14 protein-coding genes are annotated in these 13,693 nt (G+C 60.1%); 7 read left to right on the plus strand and 7 right to left on the minus strand.

Translation table 11 applies throughout. The annotated features are described in order from the left end of the window. Positions 1-56 precede the first annotated feature (56 nt). Positions 57-1,307: a kynureninase gene (gene kynU / locus A7J50_RS24625; RefSeq protein ID WP_064454121.1), complete on the minus strand. Its 1,251-nt coding sequence runs from the start codon at positions 1,305-1,307 to the stop codon at positions 57-59. Between the two features lie 144 nt (positions 1,308-1,451). Here kynU and A7J50_RS24630 point away from each other — a divergent pair, with 144 nt between their 5' ends. Beyond that, entirely contained in the window at positions 1,452-1,925 is a 474-nt protein-coding gene (locus A7J50_RS24630) for an Lrp/AsnC family transcriptional regulator (protein WP_003176072.1), read from the plus strand. Positions 1,926-2,081: 156 nt separating this feature from the next. Here A7J50_RS24630 and catA read toward each other — a convergent pair whose 3' ends face one another. The 3 genes from catA to A7J50_RS24645 are packed head-to-tail and all read right to left on the minus strand — an operon-like array spanning position 2,082 to position 4,483. After that, on the minus strand, positions 2,082-3,011 hold the full coding sequence (gene catA / locus A7J50_RS24635) for a catechol 1,2-dioxygenase (RefSeq protein ID WP_064454122.1): 930 nt from the start codon (positions 3,009-3,011) through the stop codon (positions 2,082-2,084). A gap of 41 nt (positions 3,012-3,052) precedes the next feature. After that, entirely contained in the window at positions 3,053-3,343 is a 291-nt protein-coding gene (catC, locus tag A7J50_RS24640; RefSeq protein WP_064454123.1) for a muconolactone Delta-isomerase, read from the minus strand. Positions 3,344-3,355: 12 nt separating this feature from the next. Continuing rightward, positions 3,356-4,483: a muconate cycloisomerase family protein gene (locus tag A7J50_RS24645; protein ID WP_064454124.1), complete on the minus strand. Its 1,128-nt coding sequence runs from the start codon at positions 4,481-4,483 to the stop codon at positions 3,356-3,358. Positions 4,484-4,597: 114 nt separating this feature from the next. On the opposite strand from A7J50_RS24645, the gene A7J50_RS24650 reads away from it, so the two are divergent. Further along, positions 4,598-5,473 (plus strand): LysR family transcriptional regulator, encoded by an 876-nt coding sequence (locus A7J50_RS24650; protein ID WP_064454125.1) that lies wholly within the window; start codon positions 4,598-4,600, stop codon positions 5,471-5,473. A gap of 133 nt (positions 5,474-5,606) precedes the next feature. On the opposite strand, the gene A7J50_RS24655 is transcribed toward A7J50_RS24650, so the two are convergent. After that, positions 5,607-6,599: an AraC family transcriptional regulator gene (locus A7J50_RS24655; RefSeq protein ID WP_064454126.1), complete on the minus strand. Its 993-nt coding sequence runs from the start codon at positions 6,597-6,599 to the stop codon at positions 5,607-5,609. A 313-nt stretch (positions 6,600-6,912) separates the two neighbouring features. On the opposite strand from A7J50_RS24655, the gene antA reads away from it, so the two are divergent. From antA to A7J50_RS24675, 4 genes are all read left to right on the plus strand, one after another. Continuing rightward, entirely contained in the window at positions 6,913-8,304 is a 1,392-nt protein-coding gene (gene antA / locus A7J50_RS24660) for an anthranilate 1,2-dioxygenase large subunit (RefSeq protein WP_064454127.1), read from the plus strand. Next, positions 8,304-8,795 (plus strand): anthranilate 1,2-dioxygenase small subunit, encoded by a 492-nt coding sequence (gene antB / locus A7J50_RS24665; RefSeq protein WP_064454128.1) that lies wholly within the window; start codon positions 8,304-8,306, stop codon positions 8,793-8,795. Before antA ends, antB begins: the two co-directional genes overlap by 1 nt. Before the next feature lie 18 nt (positions 8,796-8,813). Then, the gene (gene antC, locus A7J50_RS24670) at positions 8,814-9,821 is read left to right on the plus strand and encodes an anthranilate 1,2-dioxygenase electron transfer component AntC (protein WP_064454129.1); all 1,008 of its coding nucleotides are present in this window, start codon (positions 8,814-8,816) and stop codon (positions 9,819-9,821) included. A 72-nt stretch (positions 9,822-9,893) separates the two neighbouring features. After that, complete coding sequence (locus A7J50_RS24675; RefSeq protein WP_064454130.1) at positions 9,894-11,297, plus strand: amino acid permease; 1,404 nt, start codon at positions 9,894-9,896, stop codon at positions 11,295-11,297. 146 nt (positions 11,298-11,443) lie between these two features. Here the strand turns inward: A7J50_RS24675 and kynA are convergent, their stop codons facing one another. Beyond that, on the minus strand, positions 11,444-12,301 hold the full coding sequence (gene kynA, locus A7J50_RS24680; protein ID WP_064454131.1) for a tryptophan 2,3-dioxygenase: 858 nt from the start codon (positions 12,299-12,301) through the stop codon (positions 11,444-11,446). Then, positions 12,298-12,948, minus strand: coding sequence for an arylformamidase (kynB, locus tag A7J50_RS24685; protein WP_064454132.1), 651 nt, complete (start codon positions 12,946-12,948; stop codon positions 12,298-12,300). Before kynB ends, kynA begins: the two co-directional genes overlap by 4 nt. 367 nt (positions 12,949-13,315) lie before the next feature. Here kynB and A7J50_RS24690 point away from each other — a divergent pair, with 367 nt between their 5' ends. Beyond that, positions 13,316-13,660 carry a cupin domain-containing protein gene (locus tag A7J50_RS24690; protein ID WP_003230905.1) on the plus strand — a complete coding sequence of 115 codons (345 nt, stop codon included), beginning with the start codon at positions 13,316-13,318 and terminating at the stop codon, positions 13,658-13,660. The last annotated feature ends 33 nt before the right edge of the window (positions 13,661-13,693 follow it).

Here is a 13,693-nt window from a genome sequence, read left to right on the forward strand (position 1 = left end):
TTCTGATACACCGCTTTCGCGAGCAAGCCCGCTCCCACATTGGTCTTGCAGTGTTCTTAGGTGACGCTGTTGCGCACTTTGAATTGAGGCTGGTCCCAGGTGTGGTTGTCGAGGATGTCGCCGAGGATTTCCACCGCATCCCACACCTCGGTAAAGCTTGTGTACAGCGGGGTGAAACCAAAGCGCATGATGCGCGGCTCGCGGTAATCGCCGATCACGCCACGGGCGATCAGGGCTTGAATGACTGCGTAACCTTCAGGGTGTTCGAAGCTCACATGGCTACCGCGTTTGGCGTGCTCACGCGGGGTGATCAGCACCAGGCCGTGGGCGGCGCAACGGGCTTCCACCCATGCAATAAACAGGTCAGTCAGTGCCAGGGATTTGGTGCGCAGGCTGGCCATGTCGGTCTGGGCAAAAATCTCCAGGCCGCATTCGACCATGGCCAGCGAGGTGATCGGCTGCGTGCCGCACAGGTAACGCGCGATGCCGCTGCTCGGGGCATATTGAGCTTCCATGGCGAACTGCCGGGTATGCCCAAACCAGCCCGACAACGGCTGGCGCACCACGTCCACCAACGCCGGGTTGACCCACACAAATGCCTGGGAGCCCGGCCCGCCATTGAGGTATTTGTAGGTGCAGCCAATCGCGTAATCGGTACCGGCCTTATGCAGGTCGACGGGCACCGCCCCGGCCGAATGGGCCAGGTCCCAGATGCTCAGCGCGCCGCACTCGTGGCTCAACGCAGTGAGCGCCTGCATGTCGTACATGTAGCCGGTCTTGTAGTTGACGTGGGTGAGCATCACCACCGCGACGTCCTGGTCGATAGCCTGCGGCAGCTCGTCCGGGCTGTTGACCAATCGCAGGGAATAACCCTGTTGCAACAGCTCGGCCAGGCCTTCGGCGATGTACAGGTCGGTGGGGAAATTGCTCGCCTCGCTGACAATCACCTTGCGCGCAGGCGCACGTTGGCGCTGCACGCTCAATGCGGCGCTGAGCACCTTGAACAGGTTGATGGAGGTGGTATCCGTAATCACCACTTCGCCGTCGCGTGCACCGATCAGAGGCGCCAGGCGGTCACCCAGGCGCTGGGACAACGCCGCCCAGCCGGCGCTGTTCCAACTGCGAATCAGGCCATTGCCCCATTCCTCTGCAATCACCGACTGCGCCCGCGCCAACGCCGCCACCGGACGCGCACCGAGGGAGTTGCCGTCGAGGTAGATGACGCCCTCGGGCAAGGCGAACTGGCGACGCAGTGGCGCCAACGGGTCCTGGGCGTCGAGGGCTTGGCAGTGGCTTCGAGTGGTCATGGTCTGTCCTGATTCTTATAAGTGACGATGGACAAAATAATGAACGAAACTTTAGAGAATTTTCGTGCAAAGTGACGGGCAACAGGCTAATTAAGCTGTAGGAAATTCGAATTTAACTCCAAAACACGCGGATTTATTCTAAGCATGATTCTTGACGCCACCGACCTGCGCCTCCTGCATTTTTTGCAACAGGATGGCCGTATCAGCAACCAGGAACTGGCGGAAAAAGTCGCCCTGTCGCCCTCCGCCTGCCTGCGTCGTTTGCGCCTGCTGGAGAGCGAGGGAATCATCAGCGGCTACCGCGCGGTGTTGAATGCCGAACAGTTGGGAATCGAGCTGGAGGCCATCGTCCACCTGTCATTACGCCAGGATGTAGAGGATTGGCATGAGACGTTTATCAAGAAGGTGCAAGGCTGGCCGGAGGTGGCCAGTGCGTATGTAATTACCGGGGCCAGCAACTATGTGTTGCGGGTGCAGGCACGCAACCTCAAGCACTTTTCGGACTTTATCGTGAACCACCTGAACCGCACGGCCGGGGTGATGGATATTCGCTCGGAGATTGTGTTGCAGAAGATCAAGGATCGGGATGAGGTGCTGGACTTGGTCGTACGCAAATAACCAGAACACCACAGAACGTTGTAGGAACTGGCTTGCCGGACCGCCGGACCGCTGCGATGCAGACACCTCGGTGCATCAGGTACACCGAGTTAATGCTATCGCAGGCAAGCCAGCTCCCACATAAGCCCGCTCCCACATTTTTTAACCGCGTTAAAATCAGTCTTCCAGGGCGCGCACGCGCTGCATGCGTTTCTGCTCCTGCGGCGCACCCGACGATTGCAGCTCAAAATCAAAATCAATCTGCGCAAACCGCCCTTCCACGCCAAACTCCCGCGCCAGTTGCTGATCGTCACTGAAGCGAATCTCGGCAATCAACTCATCGCGCGTCGCATAGGCAAAATCATCATGCAGGTACGGGTCATCCGACAGGTTGATCTGCGTGGTCAAGTGCCGATATCCCGGCGCCGAAATGAAGAAGTGAATGTGCGCCGGCCGCTGCCCATGACGCCCCAGTTGATCGAGCAACTGCTGGGTCGGCCCGGTCGGCGGGCAGCCATACCCTGACGGCACGATACTGCGAAAACGGTAGTTGCCCTGGGCATCGGTCTCGATACGCCGGCGCAGGTTGAACGCCGATTGCGTCGGGTCAAACCACGAATACGTGCCGCCGGTATTGGCCTGCCACACATCGACAATCGCCCCCGCCAACGGCTTGCCGTCGGTGTCGCGTACTTGCCCGCGCATAAACAGCGGCACCGCGTCGTCCTTGCCATCATCCAGCCGCGCCTCGTACTGCGACAGCGGTGCCCCGGCCACATACAACGGGCCTTCAATGGTGCGCGGTGTGCCACCGGATTTGCCGGCCTCTTCGTCGGCGGCATCCATCAGCAGGTCCAGGTAATGTTCCAGGCCCAACCCGGCAGCGAGCAAACCGGCTTCCTGGTTCTTGCCCAATTCGTTGAGGTAATTGACCGCCTTCCAGAACTCTTCCGGGGTCACCTCCAGGTCTTCGATGATGTTCACCGTGTCCCGCAGGATCCGGTAAATCAACGCCTTGGTGCGCGGGTTGCCGCCGTCGTTGAGGTTGCCGCTGGCTTCTTCGAGAAACTGTTGGGCGTGGGCAGTCTGGGAAAGTCGGATGGACATGGTGCAATCCTCATCTTGTAATTATTGGGTGCAAAACAGGCTCAGCGGTCGTCCTCACGGATCGACGAAGGGTGCCGGCACAGGGCGTTTATTTCGATGGCCATATAGGGGAAAAGCGGCAGTTGCATCAGCAGGTCGTGCAGTGCCTGCACGCTGTCGACATCGAACACGCTGTAGTTGGCGTAGTGCCCGGCGATGCGCCACAGGTGGCGCCATTTGCCTTCCTGTTGCAGGCGCTGCGCCAGCGCTTTCTCTTCGGCTTTCAGGGCCGCCGCGCGTTCGGGGTTCATGTCGATGGGCAGGTTCACGGTCATTTTTACGTGGAACAACATGGCAGGCGCCTCTTAGTGTTTGTCACGACGGAAGAACGCCAAACGCTCTTCATCAATAGTCAGGCCCAGGCCTGGTAAGCGCGAGACATGCAGCTCAAAATCGCGGTAGACCAGCGGTTCGGTGAGGATGTCTTCGGTCAGCAGCAGTGGGCCGAACAGTTCGGTGTCCCACGCCAGTTTGTTCAAGGTGAGGAAGGCATGGGCCGAGGCCAGGGTGCCGATGCCGCCTTCAAGCATGGTGCCGCCATAGAGGCCAATGCCCGCGGCTTCGGCAATCGCGGCGGTGCGCAATACGGCGCGCGGGCCGCCATTTTTGGCAATCTTGAGGGCGAACACCGAGGCCGCGCCTTCGCGGGCGAGGTTGAAGGCGTCTTCCACACACTCGATGGATTCGTCCGCCATGATCGGCGCCGGGCTCGACAGGTTGAGCCGCGCCATGCCGCTGCGGTTGTTGCGTGAAATCGGTTGTTCAATCAAGTCGATGCCGTTCTCACCGAGCACTTTGCACGCACGCAGGGCCACGGCTTCGTCCCACGCCTGGTTGACGTCAACGCGCACGCTGGCGCGCTCGCCCAAGGCCTTTTTTATCGCAATCACATGGGCCAGGTCGCGGCCGACTTCACCGGCGCCAATCTTCAATTTGAAGATGCGGTGGCGGCGCAGGTCGAGCATCTTTTCGGCCTCGGCAATGTCCTGTTCGGTGTTGCCGCTGGCCAGCGTCCAGGCCACCGGCAAAGCGTCGCGCACGCGGCCGCCGAGCAGTTCGCTGACCGGCAGGTTAAGGCGTTTGCCGAGGGCGTCGAGCAAGGCGCTTTCGACGCCGGACTTGGCAAACGTATTGCCGCGAATGCTGCGCTCCAGACGCAACATGGCCGCGTTGATATTGCTCGCGTCCTGACCAATCAACAGCGGCGCGAAGTGCCGGTCGATGTTGATCTTGATGCTGTCGGGGCTTTCATTGCCGTAGCTCAGGCCGCCGATGGTGGTGGACTCACCGATACCTTCGATGCCGTCGGCGCAACGCACGCGAACAATCACCAGGGTCTGGTTTTGCATCGTGTGCATCGCCAGCTTATGCGGACGGATGGTGGGGAGGTCGACGATGATGGTCTCGATCGACTCGATGGCGCAAATCGGCATGGCTATACCCGTTGGGTTCTTTATAGGTTTGCGCCGATTCTGTGCCGTATTTTTCTTGGCATCCAATATAGAATGGGTCTCGCACAATACCCTCAAGGTATGAAAGGAGCCGTCATGGAGCTGCGTCATCTGCGCTATTTCCAGGTGCTGGGTGAAACCCTCAACTTCACCCGCGCCGCCGAACGCCTGCACATCGCCCAGCCGCCGTTGAGCCGGCAGATCCAGCAACTGGAGGAAGAATTGGGGGTGATTTTGCTGGAACGCGGCCGACCGCTGCGGCTGACCGAGGCCGGACGGTTTTTCTATGAGCACGCCAATGTGCTGCTGGAGCAACTGGGCAAGGTCTGCGACAACACGCGGCGAATCGGCCAGGGCGAGAAGACCTGGCTGGGCATCGGCTTCGCGCCATCGACCTTGTACGGCGTACTGCCGGAGTTGATTCGGCGGCTGCGCAACCATGAAGCGCTGGAGCTGGAATTGGGGCTCTCGGAGATGACCACCTTGCAGCAGGTCGAAGCGCTGAAGGCTGGGCGTATCGACGTGGGCTTCGGGCGTATTCGCATCGACGACCCGGCCATCGTCCAGCGCGTGCTGGTGGAGGACCGACTGGTGGCCGTGCTGCCCGCCGGCCACCCGCTGCTCGACGCCCCCGCCAGCCTCGCCCAGTTGGCCGCCGAACCCTTTGTGCTCTACCCCGGCAACCCACGCCCCAGCTATGCCGACCATGTGATCGCCCTGTTCGACGCCCACGGTTTGAGCCTCAAGGTGGCGCAGTGGACCAATGAATTGCAGACTGCCATCGGCTTGGTCGGCGCGGGCATGGGCGTGACCCTGGTACCGGCCTCGGTGCAAGTGCTGCACCGCGCGGATATCGGCTACACGCCGATTGTGGAAACCACCGCGACCTCGCCGATTATTCTGAGCCGCCGGGTGAATGATCAGTCGCCCGGGCTGAGTCATTGTCTGCAATTGGTGGAAGAGCTGATCTGATATCTCCCAAACACTGGATATCCAATGTGGGAGCTGGCTTGCCTGCGATAGCGGTGGATCAGTTGGCATCTTTGCTGATTGGCCCACCGCCATCGCAGGCAAGCCAGCTCCCACAGTTTGATCCTCATTGTCTTCAAAGGCTGCGCAGGCGCTTGCGTTGCAGGGTTTGGCTGGGGGATTCGTCGAATAGCTTTCGGTATTCCGCCGAAAACCGCCCCAAGTGCGTAAACCCCCACCCCAGAGCGATTTCGGAAATGGTACGTGTAGAGCCGTGTTCGAGGATTTCCTGGCGCACGGCGCCCAACCGGTGTTTCTTCAAGTAAGCCATGGGCGACAGCGCAAAGTATTTGCGAAATGCATCGAACAGCTTGAACCGCGACACACCGGCAGCGGTTTCCAGGTCTTCCAGGTGCACGGCCTCACGGGCATTGTCGTGGATGTACTGCCGCGCGCGAATCAAGTAATGCGGCAGCTTCACGCCGAGTACGTCGCGCAGTTCTTCGGAGTAGTTGTTCGGCTGGGCGAGGATCAAGCCCTTGATCAGCGAGCTTTCAAGATCCCGGGTAAACGCCGCCTGCTCATACAACTCGCTGCTGCGTTCAAGCTCGGCAATGAAATACCGCGCCATGCGCCACCACGACGCCGAAGCGCCGTCCACCGCATCCATCACCGACTCAAACCGCAGCGGCGCTTCAATCGGCCGTTGCAGCAAGCCCTCAAGGGATTCGCTCATCGCCGCCCGCGTAATGACAACCTGCAACTTGCGGCAATCACCGGAAATAGCCAGCACCTGATGCTCGTTGGGCGAAATGATCACCCCTTGATCGCAATTGGAGCTCAGGCTCACACCGTTCTTGCTCAACTCCTGCTCGCCCACCAGCGGCAGGCTCAGGCTGTAACTGCTGAAATGCTCGGCGTCTTCGATGTCGATGGTCACATCAGTGCCGTATTCGATCACGCCCAAGGTGGTGGCGCGGGACTTGAACACATTGGCACTGTGGTGAAAACGCAGGCGCTCGGGCGTCGCCGTCGCCAGGCGATGCGGCCCGCAGATGCCGGACATCCAGCTGCAGGCGCCCTCCAGGTCGAAGCGTTGAATATGGATATCGCGTGTATGGCTACTCATCAGGGTGCACCCACGGCGGTTAGGCTGTTGCGCGCTCTGGCGGCGCGTCGGTATGGATCGACAGCAAGTTCCAAGCCACGCCAGCCGTATTGCAACCCAGTGGATAGCAACCGTCGACTATGTGGATAACGGGCAGGCTTTTGCGCCTCTTGCCTTGTATGACAGTAGCGCATTGCGCGACCGCCCTGCACCGTTGTGAGTATTTGCTGCCCAACTTTCCGGCCCACCTTCCCCCATTAAGCGGATAGCCCGCACCCGGCCATGCTGCCTCTAATAAACCACCGATTAGCCCCTATCAAACAAGGTGCCTCCCATGAGTGGTGCAAGAAGCGTCGAGCAGTGGAAAGCGTTTATCGAAAGCTGCCTGGACTTTCGTCCGGCGGATGAAGTGTTCCGCATCGCCCGGGACATGTTCACCGAGCCCGAACTGTTCGACCTGGAGATGGAACTGATCTTCGAAAAGAACTGGATCTACGCCTGCCACGAAAGCGAACTGGCCAATAACCACGATTTCGTGACGATGCGCGCCGGGCGCCAGCCGATGATCATCACCCGCGACGGCGAGGGCAAACTCAACGCACTGATCAACGCCTGCCAGCATCGCGGCACGACCCTTACGCGTGTCGGCAAGGGCAACCAATCCACCTTCACCTGCCCTTTCCACGCATGGTGCTACAAAAGCGACGGCCGGCTGGTGAAGGTCAAGGCGCCGGGGGAATACCCAGAGGGCTTCGATAAAGCCACCCGCGGCCTGAAAAAGGCGCGTATCGACAGCTACAAGGGCTTCGTGTTTATCAGCCTGGACGTGAATGGCACAGACAGCCTGGAAGACTTCCTCGGCGACGCCAAGGTGTTCTTCGACATGATGGTCGCGCAGTCCGCCACCGGTGAACTGGAAGTGCTGCCAGGTAAATCCGCCTACACCTACGACGGCAACTGGAAGTTGCAGAACGAAAACGGCCTGGACGGTTATCACGTCAGCACCGTGCACTACAACTACGTCGCCACCGTGCAGCATCGCCAGCAGGTCAATACTGAAAACGGCACGGGCTCGGGCACCACGCTGGACTACAGCAAGCTCGGCGCCGGCGACGCGAATACCGATGACGGCTGGTTCGCTTTCAATAATGGCCACAGCCTGCTGTTCAGCGACATGCCCAACCCGACGGTGCGCTCCGGCTACGCCACGATCATGCCGCGCCTGGTGGAAGAACACGGCCAGCAAAAGGCCGAGTGGATGATGCACCGCCTGCGCAACCTGAATATTTACCCGAGCCTGTTCTTCCTCGACCAGATCAGCTCGCAGCTGCGCATCATCCGCCCGGTGGCGTGGAACAAGACCGAGATCATCAGCCAATGCCTGGGCGTGAAGAACGAGTCCGACGCCGACCGCGAAAACCGCATTCGCCAGTTCGAAGATTTCTTCAACGTGTCCGGCATGGGCACGCCGGATGACCTGGTGGAGTTCCGCGAAGCCCAGCGCGGTTTCCAGGGCCGCCTGGAACGCTGGAGCGATATCTCGCGCGGCAGCCATCGCTGGGCAACCGGGCCCACGCCGAACAGCGAAGCCATCGGCATTCAACCGGCCATGACCGGCACCGAATTTACCCATGAAGGCTTGTACGTCAACCAGCACCGCAACTGGCAGCAGTTCCTGCTCAAGGGCCTGGACCTGCAAGCACTGAAACTGCGGGAGGTGCAGTGATGAATGCGCAATTGCAGTACCAGATCGAGCAGTTTTTCTACCGTAAGTCCGAACTGTGTGACGCTCAGGACTGGGACGCCTATGTGCAGTTGTTCGACCCGCAGAGTGAATTCCACCTGCCGCAATGGGACTCCGAGCACGTCTACACCCGCGACCCCAAGCGCGAGATGTCACTGATCTATTACGCCAACCGTTCAGGCCTTGAAGACCGCGTGTTCCGCCTGCGCACCGGCAAGGCGGCGTCGGCCACGCCCATGCCACGCACCTTGCACCTGATCAATAACGTGCGCGTGGCCGAGCAGGCGGATGGCACGCTGGAGGTGCGGTTGAACTGGCACACGCTGTTTTATCGGCTGGCCACGTCGGAGCAGTTTTATGGGCCTGCCACGTATCACCTGAAACCTCATGGCGACAGTTGGCTGATCACGCGCAAACACGCCTTGCTGCTCAACGACACCATCAACTCGGTGCTGGATTTCTATCACCTCTAAAGCACCGGAGCACTGCAGATGAATCACAAAGTGGCCTTCAGTTTTGCCGACGGCAAGACTCTGTTTTTCCCGGTGGGCGCCCATGAAATCCTGTTGGACGCCGCGCTGCGCAACGGCATAAAAATCCCCCTGGATTGCCGCGAAGGCGTGTGCGGCACGTGCCAGGGCCGTTGCGAGTCTGGCGATTACAGCCAGGATTATGTCGACGAAGAGGCCCTCTCCAGCCTCGACCTGCAACAGCGCAAAATGCTCAGTTGCCAGACACGGGTCAAATCCGACGCGACGTTCTACTTCGATTTTGATTCAAGCCTGTGCAACGCACCGGGCCCGGTGCAGGTGCGTGGCACGGTGAGCGAGGTGCAGCAGGTTTCGGCCAGCACGGCAATTTTGCACGTTCAGTTGGAGGCCCCACTGGACTTCCTGCCGGGCCAATACGCCCGACTGTCGGTCCCTGGCACGGACAGCTGGCGCTCCTATTCCTTCGCCAATCGGCCGGGCAATCAATTGCAGTTCCTGGTGCGCCTGCTGCCGGACGGCGTGATGAGCAACTACCTGCGCGAGCGTTGCCAGGTCGGTGATGAAGTGCGGATGGAAGCGCCATTGGGGGCTTTCTACCTACGGCATGTCACCCAACCGCTGGTGCTGGTGGCGGGTGGCACCGGGTTGTCGGCCCTGCTGGGCATGCTCGATGAATTGGCGGCTAATGGCTGCGCACAGACCGTACACCTGTATTACGGCGTGCGCGGGGCCGAGGATTTATGCGAAGCGGCGCGCATCCACGGCTACGCCGCGAAAATCCCGAATTTTCGCTACACCGAAGTGCTCAGTGACCCGTCGCCCGAGTGGCCCGGCAAGCGCGGCTACCTCACCGAACATTTCGACCTGGCCGAATTGCGGGACAGATCGGCCGATATGTACGTGTGCGGCCCCCCGCCAATGGTCGAATCCATCCAGCAATGGCTGGCGGATCAGGCACTTGATGGCGTTCAGCTGTATTACGAAAAGTTTACGCAGAGTAATATCTGACCCCTCAGCAGTTCTGGGGGGCGGGTGCGGCGTGCAATCAACCCTGAGAAAAACAAGTAGAAGGGAATGTTAATGGCGGATGACATGGTTAACCCGGTAGGCCTCAAGCGTGGCCTGAAGAACCGGCATATTCAGCTGATCGCCTTGGGAGGGGCGATTGGCACGGGCTTGTTCCTCGGCTCGGCCGGGGTGCTCAAGTCGGCGGGGCCGTCGATGATCCTGGGTTACGCGATCGCCGGTTTCATCGCGTTCCTGATCATGCGCCAGCTCGGCGAGATGATCGTCGAAGAGCCGGTGGCCGGTTCCTTCAGCCACTTCGCCCACAAATACTGGGGCGGTTACGCAGGCTTTCTGGCGGGCTGGAACTACTGGGTACTTTACGTGCTGGTGGGCATGGCCGAACTGACGGCGGTGGGTAAGTACATCCAGTTCTGGTGGCCGGAGATTCCGACCTGGGTCAGCGCGCTGGTGTTCTTTGTCGCGGTGAACCTGATCAACACCCTGAACGTGAAATTCTTCGGTGAAGCCGAATTCTGGTTCGCAATCATCAAGGTGGTGGCGATTGTCGGCATGATCGTGCTCGGCTGCTACCTGCTGTTCAGCGGCACCGGCGGCCCGCAAGCCACGGTGAGCAACCTGTGGAGCCATGGCGGGTTCTTCCCGAATGGCGGCATGGGGCTGTTGATGTCCATGGCCTTCATCATGTTCTCGTTCGGCGGCCTGGAACTGGTGGGCATCACCGCCGCCGAAGCCAGCGAACCGCGCAAAGTGATCCCCAAAGCGATCAACCAGGTGGTGTACCGGATCCTGATTTTCTACGTCGGCGCGCTGACCGTGCTGCTGTCGTTGTACCCGTGGGACCAACTGCTGCAAACCCTCGGCGCGTCAGGCGACGCCTACAGCGGCAGCCCATTTGTGCAGATCTTCTCGTTGATCGGTAACGACACCGCCGCGCACATCCTCAACTTCGTGGTGCTGACCGCGGCGCTGTCGGTGTACAACAGCGGCGTGTACTGCAACAGCCGCATGCTGTTCGGCTTGGCCGAGCAAGGCGATGCACCGAAATCGCTGATGAAGCTGAACAAGCAAGGCGTGCCGATTCGGGCCCTGGCGATCTCGGCGTTGGTAACCATGCTGTGCGTGGTGGTCAACTACGTCGCACCGCACAGTGCGCTGGAGTTGCTGTTCGCGCTGGTGGTTGCCTCGCTGATGATCAACTGGGCGCTGATCAGCCTCACCCATATCAAGTTCCGCAAGGCCATGGGCGAGCAAGGCGTGGTGCCGTCGTTCAAGACCTTCTGGTTCCCGTTCAGTAACTACCTGTGCCTGGCGTTCATGGTGATGATCATCAGCGTGATGCTGGCCATCCCGGGCATTCGCGAGTCGGTGTATGCGATGCCGGTGTGGGTAGGGATTATCTACATTGCCTACCGGATGCGGATCAAAAAGGATAGCGCTGTAGTGAATGCACAGTGATCCCTGTGGGAGGGGGCTTGCTCCCGATAGCGGTATGTCAGAGACCGGATGTATTGGCTGACACACTGCCATCGGGAGCAAGCCCCCTCCCACCTTGTTGATGGCATTCCAAATGTAGAAAGCCCCGGTTATCCGGGGCTTTTTGTTTAGAGCGTGGAACGGACTCGCCACAGTTCGGGGAATAGCACCGTATCGAGCATCTTGCGCAGGTAACCCACGCCCTCGGTACCGCCGGTGCCCGGCTGGAAGCCGATAATCCGCTCCACCGTGGTGACATGTCGAAAACGCCACTGGCGGAACGAATCCTCCAGGTCGATAAACTTCTCGGCCAACTGATACAAATCCCAATACCGGCTCGGGTCGCGATACACCTCACGCCACGCCGCCTCCACCGATTCATCGTGAACCGTCGCTGCCGTCGGGTCGCGTTCGGCGCGCTTGGGATCAATCGCCAAGCCTGCCTTGGCCATCAGATTGATCGCCTCGTCGTACAGCGACGGTGTGGCGATCGCCACTTTCAATTCGTTCAACAACTCCGGCCGATGCGCGTGAGGACGCAACAGCGCCGCGCTTTTATTGCCGAGGATAAATTCGATCTCACGGTACTGGAACGACTGGAACCCCGACGACTGCCCCAGGAACGGGCGAATCGCCTTGTACTCCGACGGCGTCATCGTCGCCAGCACCGCCCAGGCGTGCACCAGTTGGTCAAAGATCCGTGACACCCGCGCCAGCATCTTGAACGCCGGCGGCAACTCGCCCATACGCACGTGTTCGCGGGCGGCCTTGAGCTCGTGCAACATCAGTTTCATCCACAGCTCCGAGGTCTGGTGCTGGATGATAAAGAGCATTTCGTTGTGGTCCGGCGACAGCGGGTGCTGGGCGCTGAGGACTTTGCCCAGGTCCAGGTAGTCGCCGTAGCTCATGGACTCGGAAAAATTCAGCTCGGCGTTATGCCATTCTTCCGGCGGTTGGTAGTCAGCAGAGAAGGGACATTGGCTCATCGCGTAAGCTCCTTGAGCGGGCGGAGAATGGCGCGGACCGGGCTCGCGTCCAGGTTGGCAAAGCGCAGCGGCAGCGCGATCAACTCATAATCGCCCTCCGGTACGTCATCGAGCACGATGCCTTCAAGAATCGCCATGCCGTGGCGGGCCACCGCGTTGTGGGAATCCATGGTCTTGGACTGTTGCGGGTCCAGGGACGGCGTGTCGATACCGATCAGGCGCACGCCCAGGCTGGCGAGCAGCTCGATGGTTTGCGGCGCGATGGCGGTAAAGTTTGAATCCCACTCGGTGAGCGGCGCTTGTGGATAAGTGCGCAGCAGCACCCGCTCGGGCAAGTTATCCACACGGCCTTCCAACTGATGCGGCTGCACCAGCGCGCCACTGCCCAGGCAATGCAACACCCGGCACGGGCCCATGTACACATCAAGCGACACTTCGCCAATCGGCGCACCGTCCGCGCTGTAGTGCAGCGGTGCATCCACATGGGCACCGGTGTGCGGCGAGAAGGTCACGCGGCCCACATTCACCGGGCACTCCGGGCCGAACTGCCACACGCGCTCTTCCTGGAACGGCGTATCACCCGGCCAGGTCGGGGTCGCCGCGCTCAAGGGCGGGCTGATATCCCACCACGTTTTTATTGGGTTCATTTCAAGGCTCTCGGTTGTCACTGAGGTGAATGATACGAGGGCCAGACGTGCATTTTCTTGCTAATTCCAGCGCCAGGCGGGAATTCTTTCGTACTTACTGCGAGGAAATGGCGGATTCATGCACAAATCTTTCGTTCAAACATCTTCTGTGGGAGCCGGGCTTGCCCGCGATGGCGGCGGCACAGCTTGCCTCTACATAGCCTGACACACCGCTATCGCGAGCAAACCCGCTCCCACATGGACTGCATGGGTGTCAGAGGAATCGCATCCGCCTGCGCTTCTGGGCATCCCGATGTCGAGTTCAGACCACTGACGCAACGCCCAAGGCCTTAGGGTTCACCTTTGCATTCACTGCCTCGGAGTCATCATGTCCAAGCCCATCACCGTACTGCGCGACACCCACCCTCTGCCGGTCCTGGATGCCTGCAAATGGGAAAAACTCGAAGGCGACCCGCACACTGTCAACCTCAACGCCTACACCAGCGAAGACGGCAGCAAGATCATGGGCACCTGGATCTGCACACCGGGCAAGTGGTACGTGGAGTACGTGAAGTGGGAATACTGCCATTTCCAGGAAGGCTACTGCGTGATCACGCCCGAAGGGATGGAGCCGATTCACTTGCGGGCTGGGGATATCTTTGTGGTGGAACCAGGGATGAAGGGCACGTGGGAAGTGGTCGAGACGGTGCGTAAGTATTTTGTGTTTGCGTGACCCGCAAAAACCCGGGAGCCCGCCAGCGGCAGG

The sequence above is a fragment of the Pseudomonas antarctica genome (genome assembly GCF_001647715.1).
GTDB lineage: Bacteria > Pseudomonadota > Gammaproteobacteria > Pseudomonadales > Pseudomonadaceae > Aquipseudomonas > Aquipseudomonas antarctica_A.

Excerpts from the sequence above, each read along its gene's own strand:
- A7J50_RS24690 (WP_003230905.1), top strand. The coding sequence starts at position 13,316 with ATGTCCAAGCCCATCACCGTACTGCGCGACACCCACCCTCTGCCGGTC.
- A7J50_RS24675 (WP_064454130.1), top strand. The coding sequence starts at position 9,894 with ATGGCGGATGACATGGTTAACCCGGTAGGCCTCAAGCGTGGCCTGAAG.
- A7J50_RS24655 (WP_064454126.1), bottom strand. The coding sequence starts at position 6,599 with ATGAGTAGCCATACACGCGATATCCATATTCAACGCTTCGACCTGGAG.
- antB (WP_064454128.1), top strand. The coding sequence starts at position 8,304 with ATGAATGCGCAATTGCAGTACCAGATCGAGCAGTTTTTCTACCGTAAG.
- antA (WP_064454127.1), top strand. The coding sequence starts at position 6,913 with ATGAGTGGTGCAAGAAGCGTCGAGCAGTGGAAAGCGTTTATCGAAAGC.
- kynA (WP_064454131.1), bottom strand. The coding sequence starts at position 12,301 with ATGAGCCAATGTCCCTTCTCTGCTGACTACCAACCGCCGGAAGAATGG.
- kynB (WP_064454132.1), bottom strand. The coding sequence starts at position 12,948 with ATGAACCCAATAAAAACGTGGTGGGATATCAGCCCGCCCTTGAGCGCG.
- A7J50_RS24645 (WP_064454124.1), bottom strand. The coding sequence starts at position 4,483 with ATGCCGATTTGCGCCATCGAGTCGATCGAGACCATCATCGTCGACCTC.
- catC (WP_064454123.1), bottom strand. The coding sequence starts at position 3,343 with ATGTTGTTCCACGTAAAAATGACCGTGAACCTGCCCATCGACATGAAC.
- catA (WP_064454122.1), bottom strand. The coding sequence starts at position 3,011 with ATGTCCATCCGACTTTCCCAGACTGCCCACGCCCAACAGTTTCTCGAA.
- A7J50_RS24650 (WP_064454125.1), top strand. The coding sequence starts at position 4,598 with ATGGAGCTGCGTCATCTGCGCTATTTCCAGGTGCTGGGTGAAACCCTC.
- kynU (WP_064454121.1), bottom strand. The coding sequence starts at position 1,307 with ATGACCACTCGAAGCCACTGCCAAGCCCTCGACGCCCAGGACCCGTTG.
- A7J50_RS24630 (WP_003176072.1), top strand. The coding sequence starts at position 1,452 with ATGATTCTTGACGCCACCGACCTGCGCCTCCTGCATTTTTTGCAACAG.
- antC (WP_064454129.1), top strand. The coding sequence starts at position 8,814 with ATGAATCACAAAGTGGCCTTCAGTTTTGCCGACGGCAAGACTCTGTTT.